Source organism: Stenotrophomonas sp. Steno-Z4 (assembly GCF_056393145.1).
In genome coordinates this window covers 1031875-1048591 of the sequence record NZ_JBWJPC010000001.1, presented here as the reverse complement: position 1 = coordinate 1048591, position 16717 = coordinate 1031875, and the positions used below count along the sequence as shown (strand labels likewise).

The following is a 16717-nucleotide window of genomic DNA, read 5'->3' as shown; positions in this document are numbered from 1 at the left end:
GGCCGCGCCGGGGGTCCCCAACAATGCTGGCTCATTCCCCAACGGAGTTCACGAATGAACGCCATGATCCTTTCTTTGCTCGCCGGCATGAGCCTGACGGCCCCGGCTACCGCGATTCCTGATGCCGAGGCGCCCACCTTGCGCGCGCTGGGCGGTGCGGTTCCCCCACAGACGCTGGACGCCGGCAGCGCCGCGCTGCTGGTGATCGATTTCCAGAACGAGTACTACAGTGGGCGCCTGCCCATTCCCGATGGCGCTGCCGCGCTGGCCAACGCGCAGGCGCTGGTGCGGATGGCAGATGCCAACGGGATTGCGGTGTACCACGTGCAGCACCTGAACCCGGCGGCGGCACCGGTCTTCGCCGAAGGCACTGAAGGTGCCGCCCTGATCGCCGGCATGCAGCCCGGCCCGCGCCACCACCTGGTAAGCAAACGAACGGTCAGCGTTTTCGCCAGTACCGACCTGGATGATCAGCTGAAGGCCCAAGGCATCCGCACCCTGCTCATCAGCGGACTGATGACGCACGCCTGCGTGGCCGGTGCTGCGCGTGATGCGGTGCCGCGGGGGTACGAGGTGATCGTGGCGTCCGATGCGGTCGCCACCCGGAGCATCCAGGCGCTGCCTGGGCAAGGCACGCTGCCGGCCGAGCTGCTGCACCGCGCGGCATTGACTGAAATCGCCGATGCCTTCGGCAGCGTGATGTCGACCGAGGCGGTGCTGGCGTTGCCGGTGCAGCACTGAGCAATGGCGTGGGCGGCCGTCATCGTACGGTCGCCTGCGCGCGCTACAACGTGTCCACCGCACAACGCGTCGGGCAGGGCGTGCAGCAAACCCTAAAGTCCATGCAGATACGGCCGATATCGATGCGTCATTCCGCCTGGAGTACGTGATGTCGGCCGTTCCCCGCCGTGGTAGTTCCCTTCCCGCCTGGCGCACGCTGTTGCGTTGGCTGTCATCGCTGCGCCGGCTCAGCGTGGCGCGCAAGCTGAAAATCAGCCTGGTGGCCTGTGCAGCGGGCCTGCTGCTGGTGGCCGCCGTCTACGCCTGGACAAGGTACAACAGCGAACGCGCCGCCGACACCTTCGCCTCCCATCAGCAGGCGACCAGCCTGATGGCGGCACTGGGCACCCAGGTGGCCGATGCCCGCCGCCTGCAGACCCGCTACGCAGCGAGCTTCGACGATGCCGACCGGGAGGCGCTGCAGCAGGCACGCCAGCGCCTGCAGGTGTCGCTGGAGGCACTGCAGCGCACCGCCGCCGCCAACGGCAATGCGGCTTCACTCAGGGCATTGGCCACCCGCATCGGCGAGTTTGCCGAGGGGATCAACGCGCTGAATGCACGCGTGGATGAAATGGGAAGGGGCGAGGCCGGGCTGCGCGCGCAGCTGGAGGCCGCCGCTGCTGCGATGGAGGCCGAGCTGGCCCCCCTGCAACAACCCGCACTGGACGCCCAGTGGCAGGCCATCCGCCGTCAGGAAGCGCTGCTGTTGCTCACTGGCGATTCCACCCATGCCGACCGCGCCAGCGAAGCCAAGCTGCCGTTCGAACTGGCGCTGGCAGCGCCGGGCGTGCCGGCGGGCGCACAGGACGCGCTTCGCACCGCGATGGACAGCTACCAGGGTGCACTGCTTGGCTACACCGCCGCGCGGGTCGGGCTGGATGTGGAAGCGCAGTCGCTGGCCGATACCGCTGCACAGATCGCGCCGTCGCTCGAGCAGGTGCAGCGTGCGCAGGCAATGGCCCTGGAGGCCGCGCGTGGGCGCCTGCAGGCGCAGGCGAGGGCGATGACGGTGGTGTTCGCGGTCACGCTGCTGCTGGTGGCTGCGTTGCTGATCGCCACGCTGCTGCTGACCCTGCAGGCGGTGCAACGCCCGATTGCCAACACGTTGCGCTTCGCCGAGGACATCGCCGAGGACCGGCTGGATACGGTGCTGGTCGTGCATAACCCGCACGATGAGTTCGGCCAGCTGGCGCAACGCCTGCGACATATGCAGGAACGGCTGCGCGGCCGGATCGAGGCCGAGCGGGCCGCCGCGCGCGACAACACCCGTGCGCGCCAGGCCCTGGACAGTGCCCAGACCGGCTTGATGGTGCTGGAGCCTGACGGCCGCATCGGCTTCCTCAACCATGCGCTGTGCACTGCGTTGGGCTGCACGCCCAGCCAGTGGCAGGGCCAACCGGCGCAGGTGCTGCATCCGGTGTTTGCGGGCGTCGCCGCGCAGCTGCAGCGCGGCCATGCCAGTGCACACGAGATCGAGCAGGGCGGAATCCGCTATCAGCTGGTACTCAACCCCATCCTCGACCACGACCAGTTGCTGGGAGCCGCGGTGGAATGGCGCAGCCGCGCGCTGGAAACCACGGTCGAAACCGAAGTGGCCGCGCTGGTGGACGCCGCCGCGCAGGGTCAGCTGCAGGCGCGTATCGCGGTGAACGACAAGCAGGGTTTCGTGCTGACCTTGGCGGTGAGCATCAACCGCCTGCTGGATACCTTCCAGGGCAACCTGGCCGGGCTGCAGGCGCTGCTGTCCGGGCTGGCGCACGGTGACCTGGGCGTCCGCATGCAGGGTGACTACCAGGGCGTGTTCGCGCAGATGCGCGACGATGCCAACGCCAGCGTGGCACAGCTGGCCGACATCGTGGCGCGCATCCAGCACGCCACCGCGGCGATCAACGGCGCGGCTGGTGAAATCGTGGCCGGCAACCGTGACCTCGCCGAACGCACGGAACGGCAGGCGGCGCATCTTGAAGAAACCGCGTCCTCCATGGAGGAACTCACTGCAACCGTGCGCGAGAACGCGGATTCGGCGCAGCAGGCCAACCAGCTGGCGATGGATGCCGCTGCCATTGCGGGGCAGGGCGGCAACGCGGTGGCACAGGTCGTGTCCACGATGCACGACATCGCCGCCTCCTCACGGCACATCGGCGACATCACCGGGGTGATCGACGGCATCGCCTTCCAGACCAACATCCTTGCCCTCAACGCTGCGGTGGAAGCCGCACGGGCCGGCGAGCAGGGCCGGAGTTTCGCGGTGGTAGCGGGCGAAGTACGCCTGCTGGCCCAGCGCAGCGCCGATGCCGCCCGCCAGATCAAGCAGCTGATCGAGACCTCGGTGGAGACGGTCAACGCCGGTACCCGGCTGGTAGGCGAGGCTGGTGCCACCATGCGCCGCATCGTCGGCAGCGTGGGGCAGGTCACCGCGATCAGCGCCAGCATCGCGGCGGCCTCGCAGCAGCAGAGCGTGGGCATCGAGCAGGTAGGCAAGACGTTGTTGCAGATGGACGGCAGCACGCAGCAGAACGCGGCGATGGTGGAGGAAGCCTCGGCGTCCGCGCAGGCGATGCAGCGGCAGGCGGCTCTGTTGTCCGAAGCGGTGGCGGCGTTCGTGGTGGCACGGCCTGCGGTAGTGCGCGGGCTTCGTCCTGCGGTAGCGTGATGGGTTCGTGATTGCGGCGTCTACGTGGGCCGCCCAATGGGCGGCGCCACCGGCGGTATGCTTCCCACCATGAGCACACGTCGAAAAACATCGTCTCCCGCCCAGACCCGCAACGCATTTGTCCGCGTGCGCGGGGCGCGCGAGCACAACCTGAAGAACGTCGACGTGGACATCCCGCGCGATGCGCTGGTGGTGTTCTCGGGAATTTCCGGATCCGGCAAGTCCTCGCTGGCCTTCGGCACACTGTATGCCGAAGCGCAGCGTCGCTACCTGGAGTCGTTGTCACCCTATGCGCGCCGCCTGATCGACCAGGTGGGCGTGCCTGATGTGGATGCCATCGAAGGCCTGCCGCCGGCGGTGGCGCTGCAGCAGCAGCGCGGCACCGCGAGCGTACGCTCCAGCGTGGGCAGCGTGACCACGCTGTCCAGCCTGCTGCGCATGTTGTATTCGCGCGCTGGTACGTATCCGGCCAGACAGCCGATGCTGTATGCCGAGGACTTTTCGCCGAACACACCGCAGGGCGCCTGCCCGAACTGCCATGGCCTGGGCCACGTGTATGAAGTGACCGAACAGTCCATGGTGCCCGATCCCTCGCTGACCATCCGCGAGCGCGCCATCGCCGCATGGCCGCCGGCGTGGCACGGGCAGAACCAGCGTGACATCCTGGTGACGCTGGGCTACGACGTTGACATTCCCTGGCGCGACCTGCCGAAGAAGCAGCGCGACTGGATCCTGTTCACCGACGAGCAGCCCGTGGCGCCGGTGTATGCCGGCTTCACTCCGGCAGAAACCCGCGCCGCGCTGCGCCGCAAGGAAGAGCCCAGCTATATGGGCACCTTCAGTGGCGCGCGCCGCTATGTGCTGCACACCTTCGCCACCACCCAGAGCGCCATGATGAAGAAGCGCGTGGCGCGCTACATGGTGGGTACGGTCTGTCCGGTCTGCGACGGCAAGCGCCTCAAGCGTGCTGCCCTGTCGGTGACCTTCGCCGGCATGGACATCGGCGCGCTGTCCCAGCTGTCGCTGGCGGCGATGGCCGAGGCGCTGCGGCCGGCGGCGGAAGGCCGCTTCAACGCGCCGGCAAAGGGGGCAACGCGCAGCCGCGCGGCCGGGCGCAGGGCCGAACAGCTGCGGGTGGAGAACGGCGGGCTGCTGCACGAAGGCAGCAGTGACGTGCGCCGCACGCCCGACCTGTCCGAGGAAAAGCGCATCGCTGCCCAGCGCATCGCGCACGATCTGGTGGAGCGCATCGGTACGCTCGAATCGCTCGGATTGGGCTACCTGTCGATGGACCGCGCCACCCCGACGCTGTCACCGGGTGAGCTGCAGCGGCTGCGCCTGGCCACCCAGATCCGCTCCAGCCTGTTCGGCGTGGTGTACGTGCTGGATGAGCCCACCGCCGGCCTGCATCCGGCAGATGGCGAGGCCCTGTATGGCGCGCTTGACCAGCTCAAGGCAGGCGGCAACACGTTGTTCGTGGTGGAGCACGATCTGGAAATGCTGCGCCGTGCCGATTGGCTGGTGGATGTCGGTCCCGGTGCGGGCCAGCACGGTGGGCAGGTGCTGTACAGCGGTGAGCCCGAGGGGCTGCGCGGCGTCGCCGCATCGGCCACTGCACCCTACCTGTTCGGCAAGCACGACCGTGCCACCCGCAGCCCGCGCACGCCTGCCGGCTGGCTGGAGCTGCGCGGCATCCACCGCAACAACCTGCACGGGCTGGATGCACGCTTCCCGCTGGGCACGTTCTGCGCGGTTACCGGTGTCTCCGGCTCGGGCAAGTCCAGCCTGGTCAGCCAGGCGCTGGTGGAGCTGGTGGGTGAGCACCTGGGCCATGAGCCGGTGGCGCCCGATGCGGACGATGACCTGCCACAACCCAGCCGGATCGAGCGCACCCGCGGCCGCCTGCATGCCGGTCACACGGCGATCAAGCGCCTGGTGAACGTGGACCAGAAGCCGATAGGGCGCACGCCACGTTCCAACCTGGCCACCTACACCGGCCTGTTCGACCACGTGCGCAAGCTGTTCGCCGGTACCCGCATGGCCAAGGCGCGGCGCTACAGCGCCAGCCGCTTTTCCTTCAACGTGGCGCAGGGCCGCTGCGAAACCTGCGAAGGCGAAGGCTTCGTGCACGTGGAGCTGCTGTTCATGCCCAGTGTGTACGCGCCATGCCCGACCTGCCACGGCCAGCGCTACAACGCCAGGACGCTGGAGGTGGAGTGGAACGGCCGCAGCATCGCGCAGGTGCTGGCGATGACGGTGGAAGAGGCGCTGGCGTTCTTTGCCGGTGAATCGGTCGTGCAGCGTCCGTTGCAGCTGCTGCGCGACATCGGGCTGGGCTATCTGCGGTTGGGCCAGCCGGCCACGGAACTGTCCGGTGGCGAAGCGCAGCGGATCAAGCTGGCCACCGAACTGCAGCGCAGCCAGCACGGCAACAGCCTGTACGTGCTCGACGAGCCGACCACCGGCCTGCACCCGGCCGACGTGGACAAGCTGATGGTGCAGCTGCACGGGCTGGTGGATGCGGGCAACACGGTGGTAGTGGTCGAGCACGACCTGCGCGTGGTGGCCGATGCCGACTGGGTGATCGATGTGGGTCCTGGCGCGGGCGAGCAGGGTGGGCAGATCGTGGCGGCGGGAACACCCGAGCAGGTGAGCCGATCGAAAGCAGGCAGGACGGCGGGCTACCTGCGGCGGTTCTTCGCCTGACTGCCTACCCACTGCTCGATTTCCCCATCTGCGAACGGCCCCAGTTTCTGCTTGACGATGTTCCCGTCCGCGCCCACCAGCACCGTGTAGGGCAGCAGACCCTGGGCGTTGCCCAAGCGCACGCTGGCGTCATCCGGCGCTGGCTGCTCGATCACGATCGGGTAGGTCACCGGCACGCGGTCAAGGAAATCGCGTACGCCGTCCGGCGTATCGATGGCCAGGCCCACCACCTGCACGCCATCGGCCGGCTGTGCAGCGGCAAACGCGGCCAACATGGGCATCTCTTCCACGCACGGACCGCACCAGCTGGCCCACACGTTGATCAACAGGGGGCGGCCACCGAAGCGGGCGAAGTCCACGGGCGTGCCATCCACGTCCGGCAGGGTGATGGCCGGCATCGCATCGCCGGGTTGGGCCGGCGCGGCGGCCGGGCGGCCCACCGCAGGAAACCCCGTTTCCTGTGGCGTGCGCGCCACGTAGTACACGCCGGTGCCCAACCCCAGCGCCGCAGCCAGCGCCGCCACCACCATCAACGAGGTACGGGGCGGCGGGGTACTCATCGCGCGGTGCGCAGCAGCGCTTCTTCCACCAGCGCCTGGGTCAGCACGGTGGGCAGCACGGTCGGCGGTGCGCCGGGGCCGTAGACCACGTACAGCGGCACGCCGACCGCCTTGTGCTCTTCCAGGAACGCGGTGATCTCCGGGTCCACGTTGGTGTAGTCACCGCGCATGTACACCGCGTTGGTACGGCGCAGGGTTTCCTCGAAACCCTGGGTGCCCAGCACCGCGCGTTCGTTGGCCTTGCAGGTCACGCACCAGTCGGCGGTCATGTTGACGAACACCACGCGGTTGTCCTGGCGCAGCCGGTCGAGCATCTGCGGCGAATAGGCCACCACGTTGTCGGCCGCGGCCAGTGCGGCTTTGGCCGGTGCAGCGATGCGGGTCACGCCCCACACCGGCACGAGTGCGCCCAGCAGCAGCACCAGCGCCAATGCGGCACCGACGCGCTGGCTGCGCCAGCGGCTGCGCTCGAACCACCACAGCGCCAGGCCCAGCACCACCAGCCCGGCCAGCACGAGTGCCATGGCATCCACGCCACGCTGTTTGCCCAGCACCCACAGCAGCCACAGCGCGGTGGCATACATCGGGAAGGCCAGCACCTGCTTCAGCGTTTCCATCCACGCGCCCGGGCGCGGCAGGCGCTTGGCCAGCGAAGGCACGAAGCCGATCAGCAGGAACGGCAGCGCCAGGCCGAGGCCCAGCATCAGGAACACCAGCATCGCCGGCACCGCCGGTGCGGTGAAGGCATAGGCCAGCGGCGCCCCCATGAACGGCGCCACGCACGGGCTGGCCACCACGCAGGCGAGCACGCCGGTGAAGAAATCGCCCATCGGTCCGCTGCGCGAGGCCAGCGACTGGCCCACGCCGCCCAGGCTGCCGCCCAGGGTGAACACCCCGGACAGGCTCAAGCCCACGGTGAACATCAGGTACACCAGTGCGGCAATGAACCACGGGTGCTGCAGCTGGAAGCCCCAGCCCGCCGCCTGCCCGGCGGCACGCAGCGCCAGCACCAGTGCGCCAATCGCGGCGAACGCCACCAGCACGCCTGCCGTGTACCAGAGCGCGTGGCTGCGCGCGCGCTGGCGGCTTTCGCCGCTCTGCGCCACGCCCAGCACCTTCAGCGACAGGATCGGCAGCACGCACGGCATGAGGTTGAGGATCAGGCCGCCGGCCAGGGCCAGCAGCAACGCGGTGATCAGGGTGATCGGCGTGGCACTGCCGCTGCTGCCCGGCGGACGCGTGCGCTGGTCGTTGTCGGCGCTGGCGTCGGGCGTGCCGTCGGCGGGCAGCGCCAGCGCCGGTTCGTTCGGGCGGATCAGCATCGGCTGGGTCGCAATGCCGTTGGCCTCGCGTTCCTGCGCACGCTTATCGCGCGTCACCAGCGGGGCGATCACTTCGCTGCGGCGCGCTTCTTCACCCGCACTGGCGTTGACCTTGCCGGCCGGCAGCGCCAGCTTCACCCGCCGGGTCATCGGCGGGTAGCAGATGCCATCGGTCTGGCAGCCCTGGAAGGTGATCACCAGCGTGGCATCGGCGGCCTCGGCCACGCTGCGGCGCAGCGGCAGCTTCACATCGACCTGGTCGAAATACACCGACACATCGCCGAAGTGCTCGTCGCGGTGCGACTTGGCGGCCGGCCACAGCGGCTTGTCCGCGCGGATGCCCGGGGCGCCTTCCAGCTTCAGCGAAGTGCGGTCGCGGTAGAGGTAGTAGCCCGGCGCCGGACTGAAACGCAGCAGCACGGTATTGCCATCGCCGACGATGGCTTCGAAGCCGAAGGCGCGTTCGGACGGCAGCGGCAGTGACGGGGTGCTGGCCGCGCCGGGCAGGCGCAGGCCACCGGCGGCATTGCCGGCCAGCGGGTTGTTGAACGGCGACGCGGCGGCGGCGCCCAAGGCCGGGGTCATGGCGCTGTCGGCGCGGGCGCTGCCACCCGGCAGCGTGACCTGCACGCTGCGCTTCTGCGGCGGGTAGCACACGCCGGCATCGGCGCAGCCCTGGTAACGCACTTCCAGCGTCACCGTTTCAGCACCGTCGGCAGCCTTGCCGGGCAGTACGGCGGTCAGCCGCTCACGGTAGGTTTCCACTTCGCCGAAGAAGTCATCGTGGTGCTTCTTGCCGGCCGGCATCTGCAGCGCCTCGGCACTGAAGCCGGCGTCGCTCTTGACCGTAGTGCGGTGGCGGTAGAGGTAGTAGCCCGGCGCGATCTTCCAGCTCACCTCGATACGGTCGCGGTCGCGCGCCTGCGCGCTCAGCCCGAAGGCTTCATCCACCGGCAGCAGGTCTTTCTCGCTGACGGCCAGTGCCGGCAGGGACACCACGAACAGCGCGCACAGCGCCGCAACACGACGAAACAGCGTCATCAATCAGTTTCCTCTCGGGTCTGGGCCCGAATCCAATCCAGGTACGCCGGCAGGCCGGCGCGGGTTTCGACCGCGATGCACTCGGGGAGTTCATACGGGTGCAGCACCTGCACGCGCGCGATGGCCGCATCCAGGCGGCTGCCGGTGGTCTTGATCAGCAGTTGGACCTCAGCGTCCTCGGTCACCTCACCGTGCCAGCGGTAGGTCGAGTGCGCCCCGTCCAGCCGGGTCACGCAGGCGGCCAGGCGGTCTTCCACCAGCGCATGCGCCAGCCGCGTGGCGGTGGCCGCATCGGGGCAGGTGGTCAGGAGGATGAATACGGGATCGGGGGTCGACATGACCGCCGAGTATAGAGATCGCGGCCTGGCGATGCCGGCCGGTTCCGCCTGGGAACCGGCCGGAGAATCGAATCCCGGTGGCACCGGCGGGTGGCCGGGGCACCGTATTGTCCTGGTGCCGGCCCCTGGCCGGCAACTCGGGATGCCTCAGTTCGCCAACTCGCAGGTCGCCGGCTTGGCCGACGTGAACAGGGCAGGCGTGCCCCATTCCGGGTGGTCGATGAACGGGTTGCGGTTGCCCTGGAAGCTGTAGATCACTTCATTACGGGCTTTTTCTGCGGCATCCGGCGGGTCGGACAGGTGCCAGTCGATCAGGGTCGAGAGCAGGCCCATGTAGGCCGGCGAGGCCGAGGTCTTCACGATCCTGCTGCGGTCGTCGGTCAGCTCCAGGTCCGGTTCGGACTGGCCGGTGGCTGCGTCCTTGCCGCCCTCATAACGGATCGCCATGTACATCACCGCACGCGCCATGTCGCCCTTGCGGTGGCCCCACACCTCGAAGGTGCCGGCATTCCCGTCCGGGGTGCGCACCCAGTTGGAATTGCCCGGATAGCCGCCACTGCCGCCGCCGGTGCCGTTGTTGGCCTCGGTGGCGCGCTCGCCGCAGTTGCTGTCGCACTTGGCGAACGGCTTGTTGCCGCGGTCCGCGTTCCACTGCGCATCGGTCAGGTACAGCATGTGGGTATCGGTATAGGGCGCGTAGGGCAGTCCCTTGTCGCCGGTGGTGCTGGCAAAGCCCAGTGAATTGGGCCAGGTGTGCTCGCGGTTGTAGGTCAACCCGCTGCCGGTGCCGGCCCGGTCGGTGACCTTGGCGTAGCTGCGGTTGCGGTACGCGTCCAGGATGCGGCCGCTGTTGTTGGGATCCTCGTCGGCGATTTCCAGGATGGTCCACGTGCTGGTGCCCGTGCCGCTGTACGGGTACGAGGTGTGGCCCTTGATGGTGGCGTGCAGCGAGCAGCGCAGCTGGCTGGGGCTGGAGGTGTTGACCTTCGAGTAGTAGCTGCCCGGATCCGGGTCCGGACCGGGATCGGTACCGCCGGCGGCCACGGTGAACGCGATGCGCGTGTCGGCCGCCGGTCGTGCGCCCTGGGCGTCCTTGATGCGCGCGGCACGGATGTCGAAGCGGCAGGCTTCACCGGCCACCAGCGCGGTGTTGGTCGACAGGGTGAAGCGGGTACCGCTGCTGGCGTGGGTGAGCGGCACCGTGCCGGACTGGCCGCAGCTCAGGGTGAACGCACCGGCGCTGACGGTGACGCTTTCACTGAAGGTCACGGCCAGGTCGGCAGCGGCCGGGAAGCTGGTTGCGCCCTGTTCCGGGGTGGTGGTGCTCACCGACGGCGGGGTGTTGGGCCCGGTGCCGCCGCCGCCGCTGAAGGTCTGGCCGGTGTTGCAGGCACCGAAGGTCTGCGCCGCCGATCCGGCCCAGGTGAAGTGGGTGTACTGGCTGCCGCTGCCGGTGAGCTGCAGGGACGTGCCCGGGGCGGTGCTGTTGCTCTCGCTGACCGGGATGTTCTGGCTGGTCAGCCCGGCGGCCGGGCCGCCGGAGGCGGTGATGGTGCCTTCGTAGCTGATGAACTGGATGACCTTGCCGCTGGCATCCACCAGCGCGATGCCGTCGTTGGCGCCGTTCTGCAGGCCGTTGGTGGGGTAGGTGACGGTGGCGATGCTGGCCTTGCCGCAGCCGGCGGCGGTACCGGCCGGCACGGCGTTGTTGGCATAGACCGTGGCCGCCGACGGAGTGCTGCCGTTGTACAGGTACAGCCGGTAGGTACTGAGGTCCTCCCCGCCGGTGGCGACCACCTCGATGGCTTCGCCGACATCCCCGGCCGGGGTGCTGTCGTCGTAATGCAGTTCATTGATGAATACGTCCGCCTGGGCGGAACCAGCGGCCAGCGCCAACAGGCACCCCAGGGACAGCGGTGTGAGCAACCTCATCTACGTCTCCTTGTGATTGGGTTTTGCCGACCGAATCTAGCTAATCCATATGACACAACTATCGATTTGTCGGCTTCGGCACTCCGCAGTGGGACGTGCGTCAAGAAAATGGCGGTCTGGGGGAATTCGTCGGCACCCCCTTGAAAGGGCTCGGGACAGCACCATCTCTGCCCTGTCCCGCACTGGCGGGTTTTTTCACGAGCGGTGCTGGCAGTCACCTGGGGTGAGTGCTAAGATCGCCGGACTTTTTCAAACCAATCAACAACTTAAGAGGCACGCATGAACATCAAGCCGCTTCACGACCGCGTTGTGGTCAAGCCGATCGAAGCCGACGAAGTCTCCGCCGGCGGCATCGTCATCCCCGACTCGGCCAAGGAAAAGTCGACCAAGGGTGAAGTCGTGGCCGTGGGCCCGGGCAAGCCGCTGGACAACGGCAGCGTGCGCGCGCCGTCGCTGAAGGTTGGCGACAAGGTGATCTACGGCCAGTACGCCGGCAGCACCTACAAGAGCGAAGGCGTGGAATACAAGGTCCTGCGCGAAGACGACATCCTCGCCGTCATCGGCTGAGTTTGCGCCGCCGGGCTCGCCCCGCCGCTTCTTCTTTTTTCAGATCAACGCAGCCGGGCATCGCCCGGCGCCACATAAAAGGTAATCGCAATGGCTGCCAAGGAAATTCGTTTCGGTGAAGACGCCCGCGCCCGCATGGTGCGCGGCGTCAACGTTCTCGCCAATGCCGTCAAGGCCACCCTGGGCCCGAAGGGCCGCAACGTCGTGCTCGAAAAGAGCTTCGGCGCCCCGACCATCACCAAGGACGGCGTGTCCGTCGCCAAGGAAATCGAACTGGCTGACAAGTTCGAGAACATGGGCGCGCAGATGGTGAAGGAAGTCGCCTCGCGTACCAACGATGACGCCGGCGACGGCACCACCACCGCCACCGTGCTCGCCCAGGCCCTGATCCGCGAAGGCGCCAAGGCCGTGGCTGCCGGCATGAACCCGATGGACCTCAAGCGCGGTATCGACAAGGCCGTCGTCGCCGCCGTCGCCGAGCTGAAGAACATCTCCAAGCCCACCGCCGACGACAAGGCGATTGCCCAGGTCGGTACGATCTCGGCCAACTCGGACGAGTCGATCGGCAACATCATCGCCGAAGCGATGCGTGAAGTCGGCAAGGAAGGCGTGATCACCGTTGAAGAAGGCTCGGGCCTGGAAAACGAGCTGGACGTGGTCAAGGGCATGCAGTTCGACCGCGGCTACCTGTCCCCGTACTTCATCAACAACCAGCAGGCGCAGACCGCCGACCTGGATGATCCGTACATCCTGCTGCACGACAAGAAGATCTCCAACGTGCGTGACCTGCTGCCGGTGCTGGAAGGCGTCGCCAAGGCCGGCAAGCCGCTGCTGATCGTGGCCGAAGAAGTCGAAGGCGAAGCGCTGGCGACCCTGGTGGTCAACACCATCCGCGGCATCGTCAAGGTCGTGGCCGTCAAGGCACCGGGCTTCGGCGATCGTCGCAAGGCGATGCTGGAAGACATGGCCACCCTGACCGGCGGCACCGTGATCTCCGAAGAAATCGGCCTGTCGCTGGAGAAGGCGACCATCGCCGACCTCGGCCGCGCCAAGAAGGTGCAGGTTTCCAAGGAAAACACCACCATCGTCGACGGCCAGGGCGACCAGGACGCGGTGCAGGCACGCGTGGCCCGCATCAAGACCCAGATCGAAGACACCTCGTCCGATTACGACCGTGAGAAGCTGCAGGAACGCGTGGCCAAGCTGGCCGGCGGTGTTGCCGTGATCAAGGTCGGTGCGTCGACCGAAATCGAAATGAAGGAAAAGAAGGACCGCGTCGACGACGCCCTGCACGCTACCCGTGCGGCGGTCGAAGAAGGCGTGGTGCCGGGCGGCGGTGTTGCCCTGGTCCGTGCGGTCACCGCGCTGGCTGGCCTGAAGGGTGCCAACGAAGACCAGAACCACGGCATCCAGATCGCCCTGCGCGCGATGGAAGCCCCGCTGCGTGAAATCGTCGCCAACGCCGGCGAAGAGCCGTCCGTGATCGTCAACAAGGTCAAGGAAGGCACCGGCAGCTACGGCTACAACGCCGCCACCGGCGAGTTCGGCGACATGCTGCAGTTCGGCATCCTGGATCCGACCAAGGTGACCCGTTCTGCCCTGCAGAACGCTGCCTCGATCGCCGGCCTGATGATCACCACCGAAGCGATGGTGGCCGAAGCGCCGAAGAAGGATGACGGCGCCGGCGCAGCAGGCGGCGGCATGGGCGGCATGGGTGGCATGGGCGGCATGGACTTCTAAGGTCCCCGCACACGCGACACCCTGTCGTGCTGTAAACGAAGAACCCCGCCGAAAGGCGGGGTTCTTTCGTTATGGGACAAACACCTTGTTGCCGTATTCCCAGGTCCACGGCACGGCGGTGTCACCCAAAACGTAGCGCACCAGTGCGGGGAATGCCGCTTCGGCGCGCACATCGTTGCCCAGGATCACCACGCAGCGCTGGCCACGTTCCAGGCAGACCATCGTGTTGCCCACCGCGTCGTCATGCCCGCCTTTGTAGAAACCATGGCCCTGCGGGCCGTCGAACACCACCACGCCCAGCCCGGCGGCAAGGTCGGCACGCCGCTTCGCCGGGGGCAGTTCGTCCTGCAGCGTGGGGAACTGCGAGGCGGTGGTGATCGGCCACTGCGCGCGCACCAGCTCACGTCGCGATGCGGGCGAAAGGCCTTCACCGCTCACCAGCGCTGCGGCAAGCCGCGCGATATCGGTGATGGTGGTGTCCATCGAACCCGCCGCCCGCACACGGCTGCGCTCGTCATGCGGTTCGGTGCTGCCATCCTGGGTCCAGCCGTCGGCCAGGTTGCCGGCGAAGTCCGCGCGCCAGGTCATGCTGGTACGGGTCATGCCGAGGCGATCAAACACCCGCCGCTGCATTTCCTTGCCCACGTCCAGGCCTACGCCCTGTTCGAGCACGAACTGAAGCAGGATCAGCCCTTCCCCGGAATACGCATACCGCGTGCCCGGGTCGAAATGCAGCCGCAGTTTTCCCTCCGGTTCAAGGAAGGCGAAGTTGGAGAAACCGCTGCGATGGCTGAGCAGCATGCGCGGGGTGATCTGCTGCCAGCGCGGGTCATCCTTCAGGTCGGGCCAGGGCGCGTAGCGCTTGTCGGCCGGATACTCCGGCAGTGGACGGTCCAGGTAGGCGGCGATGGGGCGATCCAGATCCACGATGCCGTCGTCCACCAGCTGCAGCGCCATGTAGGCAAACGCCGCCTTGGTCAGCGACGCGGCATACATGATGGTGTCCGGCTGCAGCGGCTCGCCGGCCGCATTGCGCTTGCCGGCCGCGTGCACTTGCACGACCTTGCCGTCATCGATCACGGCCAACGCCAGCCCCTGGGCCTGGGTTGCCCGCATCAGACGCTGCATCTGCGCATCCACTGCGGGCGGGGACGGCAGCGCGTGGGGTGGGGCGGCGGCCAGCGCAACGGACGCGGGCATCAACAGGGAGAACATCAGGACGAACGGGCGCATGCACGGCACTCCTCCGGGTCTCGGCGCCAATCGTACCGTCGGGCCTGCAGCCCTGAACACTGCACCCCAGTTGCGAATGAAACAGTTGGCACTCCCAAACCCCTGTGCTATCAATACTCCCCAATGAACGCACGCCACGCCAATTCCTACTTTTGGTATTACTTTCCGAAGCCACCGGCGGAGGAAGGCATGCGCTCACCCTGAAGAAACCTTCAGACGCATTCCCGAAAGCCGCCAGCGCACCTGGCGGCTTTTTTGTTGCCGCCGCGCTGGGGACCCCCACCTTCCAGGAGACACCCCCATGCCCCCCCACACCGACGACCTGCGCATCCGCAAGATCGAACCGTTGACCCCGCCGGCGCAGCTGTTGGCGATGCTGCCCTGCGACGATGAAGCCTCCTCCACGGTGAGCGCCTCGCGCGCCGCACTGCACGAGATCCTGCACGGCCGCGATGACCGCCTGGCGGTGGTGATCGGCCCGTGCTCGATCCATGACCCGGTCGCGGCGATCGAATACGCGCAGCGCCTGAAGCCGCTGCGCGATGCGTACGCGGGCGAACTGGAAATCGTCATGCGCGTCTACTTCGAAAAGCCGCGCACCACGGTGGGCTGGAAGGGCCTGATCAACGACCCGGACCTGGATGGCAGCTTCCAGATCAACAAGGGCCTGCGCGTTGCGCGCGGCCTGCTGCGCGACATCAACAAGTTGGGCCTGCCGGCCGGCGTGGAGTTCCTGGATGTGATCTCGCCGCAGTACATCGCCGACCTGGTTGCCTGGGGCGCGATTGGCGCGCGTACCACCGAAAGCCAGGTGCATCGCGAGCTGGCGTCCGGGCTGTCGTGCCCGGTCGGCTTCAAGAACGGTACCGACGGCAACATCAAGATCGCCGCCGACGCGGTGGGGGCCGCATCCAACCCGCATCATTTCCTGTCGGTGACCAAACAGGGCGATACGGCCATTGTCGCTACCGCCGGCAACCCGGATTGCCACGTGATCCTGCGCGGCGGAAAGGTGCCCAACTTCGATGCCGCCAGCGTGGATGCCGCCAGCCAGACGCTGGCCAAGGCGCAGCTGCCGGCGCGATTGATGATTGATGCCAGCCACGCCAACAGCAGCAAGAATCCGGAGAACCAGCCGAAGGTGATCGCCGATATCAACGCACAGCTGGCGGCAGGCGAAGAGCGCATCGTGGGCGTCATGGTGGAAAGCCATCTGGTGGCCGGCCGCCAGGAACTGGTGGAAGGCCAGCCGCTGGTGTACGGGCAGAGCATCACCGATGGCTGCATCGGCTGGGACAGTTCGCTGCAGGTACTCGAAGCGCTGGCCGAGGCCGTGCGTGCGCGGCGCGCGCGGCGTCTGGCCGAGGCGGCTTGACCCCGCAGGGAGCCGGCCGGCGGCCGGCTCCACGAAAGATCCGCTCTACCGGAAGCCTGGTTTTGTTGAAGAGAATCAATTGGATACTGCGCGCCCGGCGCTGCAGACTGCAGGCCTCACTTGAGGGTCCTACAGGGTGTATGTACAATGTATGCACAGTCCAGCAACGTGCGGGTGCTTCCCATGGGAACCGCAAGCAAAGTCATCAATTTCCGGGCCCCTGCCGATAAGCAGGATCTGATCGATCGTGCCGTAGCAATCAGTGGCGTGAATCGCACCGAGTTCATCCTGGATGCCGCGTGCGACAGGGCGCGCGAGGTGCTGGCCGACCAGACGCAGTTCACGTTGAATGCCCAGCAGCTGCAGCGCTTCAATGCGCTGCTGGACGCACCGCTGGAGGACAACCTTGCCCTGCGCCGGTTGTTGAGCACGCCGGCGCCCTGGGAACGCTGAGCCCTTGTGGCTCTCCG

General features: G+C 67.5%; 12 protein-coding genes. 7 read left to right on the top strand and 5 right to left on the bottom strand.

What is annotated here, in order from left to right; translation table 11 throughout:
• Positions 1 to 54: 54 nt before the first annotated feature.
• The 3 genes from AC06E7_RS04685 to AC06E7_RS04675 all read left to right on the top strand — a co-directional run bounded on the left by AC06E7_RS04685 (position 55) and on the right by AC06E7_RS04675 (position 6139).
• Positions 55 to 741, top strand: a complete 687-nt coding sequence (locus AC06E7_RS04685) for a cysteine hydrolase family protein (protein WP_478063243.1) — start codon at positions 55 to 57, stop codon at positions 739 to 741.
• 148 nt (positions 742 to 889) lie between these two features.
• The gene (locus AC06E7_RS04680; RefSeq protein WP_249833194.1) at positions 890 to 3433 is read left to right on the top strand and encodes a methyl-accepting chemotaxis protein; all 2544 of its coding nucleotides are present in this window, start codon (positions 890 to 892) and stop codon (positions 3431 to 3433) included.
• 69 nt (positions 3434 to 3502) lie between these two features.
• Positions 3503 to 6139: an excinuclease ABC subunit UvrA gene (locus AC06E7_RS04675; protein WP_478063241.1), complete on the top strand. Its 2637-nt coding sequence runs from the start codon at positions 3503 to 3505 to the stop codon at positions 6137 to 6139.
• Here the strand turns inward: AC06E7_RS04675 and AC06E7_RS04670 are convergent.
• The 4 genes from AC06E7_RS04670 to AC06E7_RS04655 form a co-directional block, all read right to left on the bottom strand.
• The gene (locus tag AC06E7_RS04670; protein WP_095363059.1) at positions 6115 to 6699 is read right to left on the bottom strand and encodes a TlpA family protein disulfide reductase; all 585 of its coding nucleotides are present in this window, start codon (positions 6697 to 6699) and stop codon (positions 6115 to 6117) included. The genes AC06E7_RS04675 and AC06E7_RS04670 overlap by 25 nt on opposite strands.
• A complete protein-coding gene (locus AC06E7_RS04665; RefSeq protein ID WP_249833192.1) occupies positions 6696 to 9062 on the bottom strand; it encodes a protein-disulfide reductase DsbD domain-containing protein in 2367 nt (788 codons plus the stop codon). The genes AC06E7_RS04670 and AC06E7_RS04665 overlap by 4 nt, the downstream gene beginning before the upstream one ends.
• Positions 9062 to 9400 (bottom strand): divalent-cation tolerance protein CutA, encoded by a 339-nt coding sequence (gene cutA / locus AC06E7_RS04660; protein ID WP_478063238.1) that lies wholly within the window; start codon positions 9398 to 9400, stop codon positions 9062 to 9064. The genes AC06E7_RS04665 and cutA overlap by 1 nt, the downstream gene beginning before the upstream one ends.
• A 147-nt stretch (positions 9401 to 9547) precedes the next feature.
• Positions 9548 to 11332 (bottom strand): endonuclease, encoded by a 1785-nt coding sequence (locus AC06E7_RS04655; protein ID WP_478063236.1) that lies wholly within the window; start codon positions 11330 to 11332, stop codon positions 9548 to 9550.
• 279 nt (positions 11333 to 11611) lie between these two features.
• Between AC06E7_RS04655 and AC06E7_RS04650 the strand changes: the two genes are divergently transcribed.
• Both AC06E7_RS04650 and groL read left to right on the top strand, forming a co-directional pair.
• Complete coding sequence (locus AC06E7_RS04650) at positions 11612 to 11899, top strand: co-chaperone GroES (RefSeq protein ID WP_068854195.1); 288 nt, start codon at positions 11612 to 11614, stop codon at positions 11897 to 11899.
• Positions 11900 to 11989: 90 nt separating this feature from the next.
• Positions 11990 to 13639, top strand: coding sequence for a chaperonin GroEL (gene groL / locus AC06E7_RS04645; protein WP_093534776.1), 1650 nt, complete (start codon positions 11990 to 11992; stop codon positions 13637 to 13639).
• Positions 13640 to 13708: 69 nt separating this feature from the next.
• Here the strand turns inward: groL and AC06E7_RS04640 are convergent, their stop codons facing one another.
• Complete coding sequence (locus tag AC06E7_RS04640) at positions 13709 to 14872, bottom strand: serine hydrolase domain-containing protein (RefSeq protein WP_478063235.1); 1164 nt, start codon at positions 14870 to 14872, stop codon at positions 13709 to 13711.
• 301 nt (positions 14873 to 15173) lie between these two features.
• On the opposite strand from AC06E7_RS04640, the gene AC06E7_RS04635 reads away from it, so the two are divergent.
• Positions 15174 to 16247: a 3-deoxy-7-phosphoheptulonate synthase gene (locus AC06E7_RS04635; RefSeq protein WP_068854192.1), complete on the top strand. Its 1074-nt coding sequence runs from the start codon at positions 15174 to 15176 to the stop codon at positions 16245 to 16247.
• A gap of 147 nt (positions 16248 to 16394) precedes the next feature.
• Positions 16395 to 16700: a type II toxin-antitoxin system TacA family antitoxin gene (locus AC06E7_RS04630; protein ID WP_478063232.1), complete on the top strand. Its 306-nt coding sequence runs from the start codon at positions 16395 to 16397 to the stop codon at positions 16698 to 16700.
• The last annotated feature ends 17 nt before the right edge of the window (positions 16701 to 16717 follow it).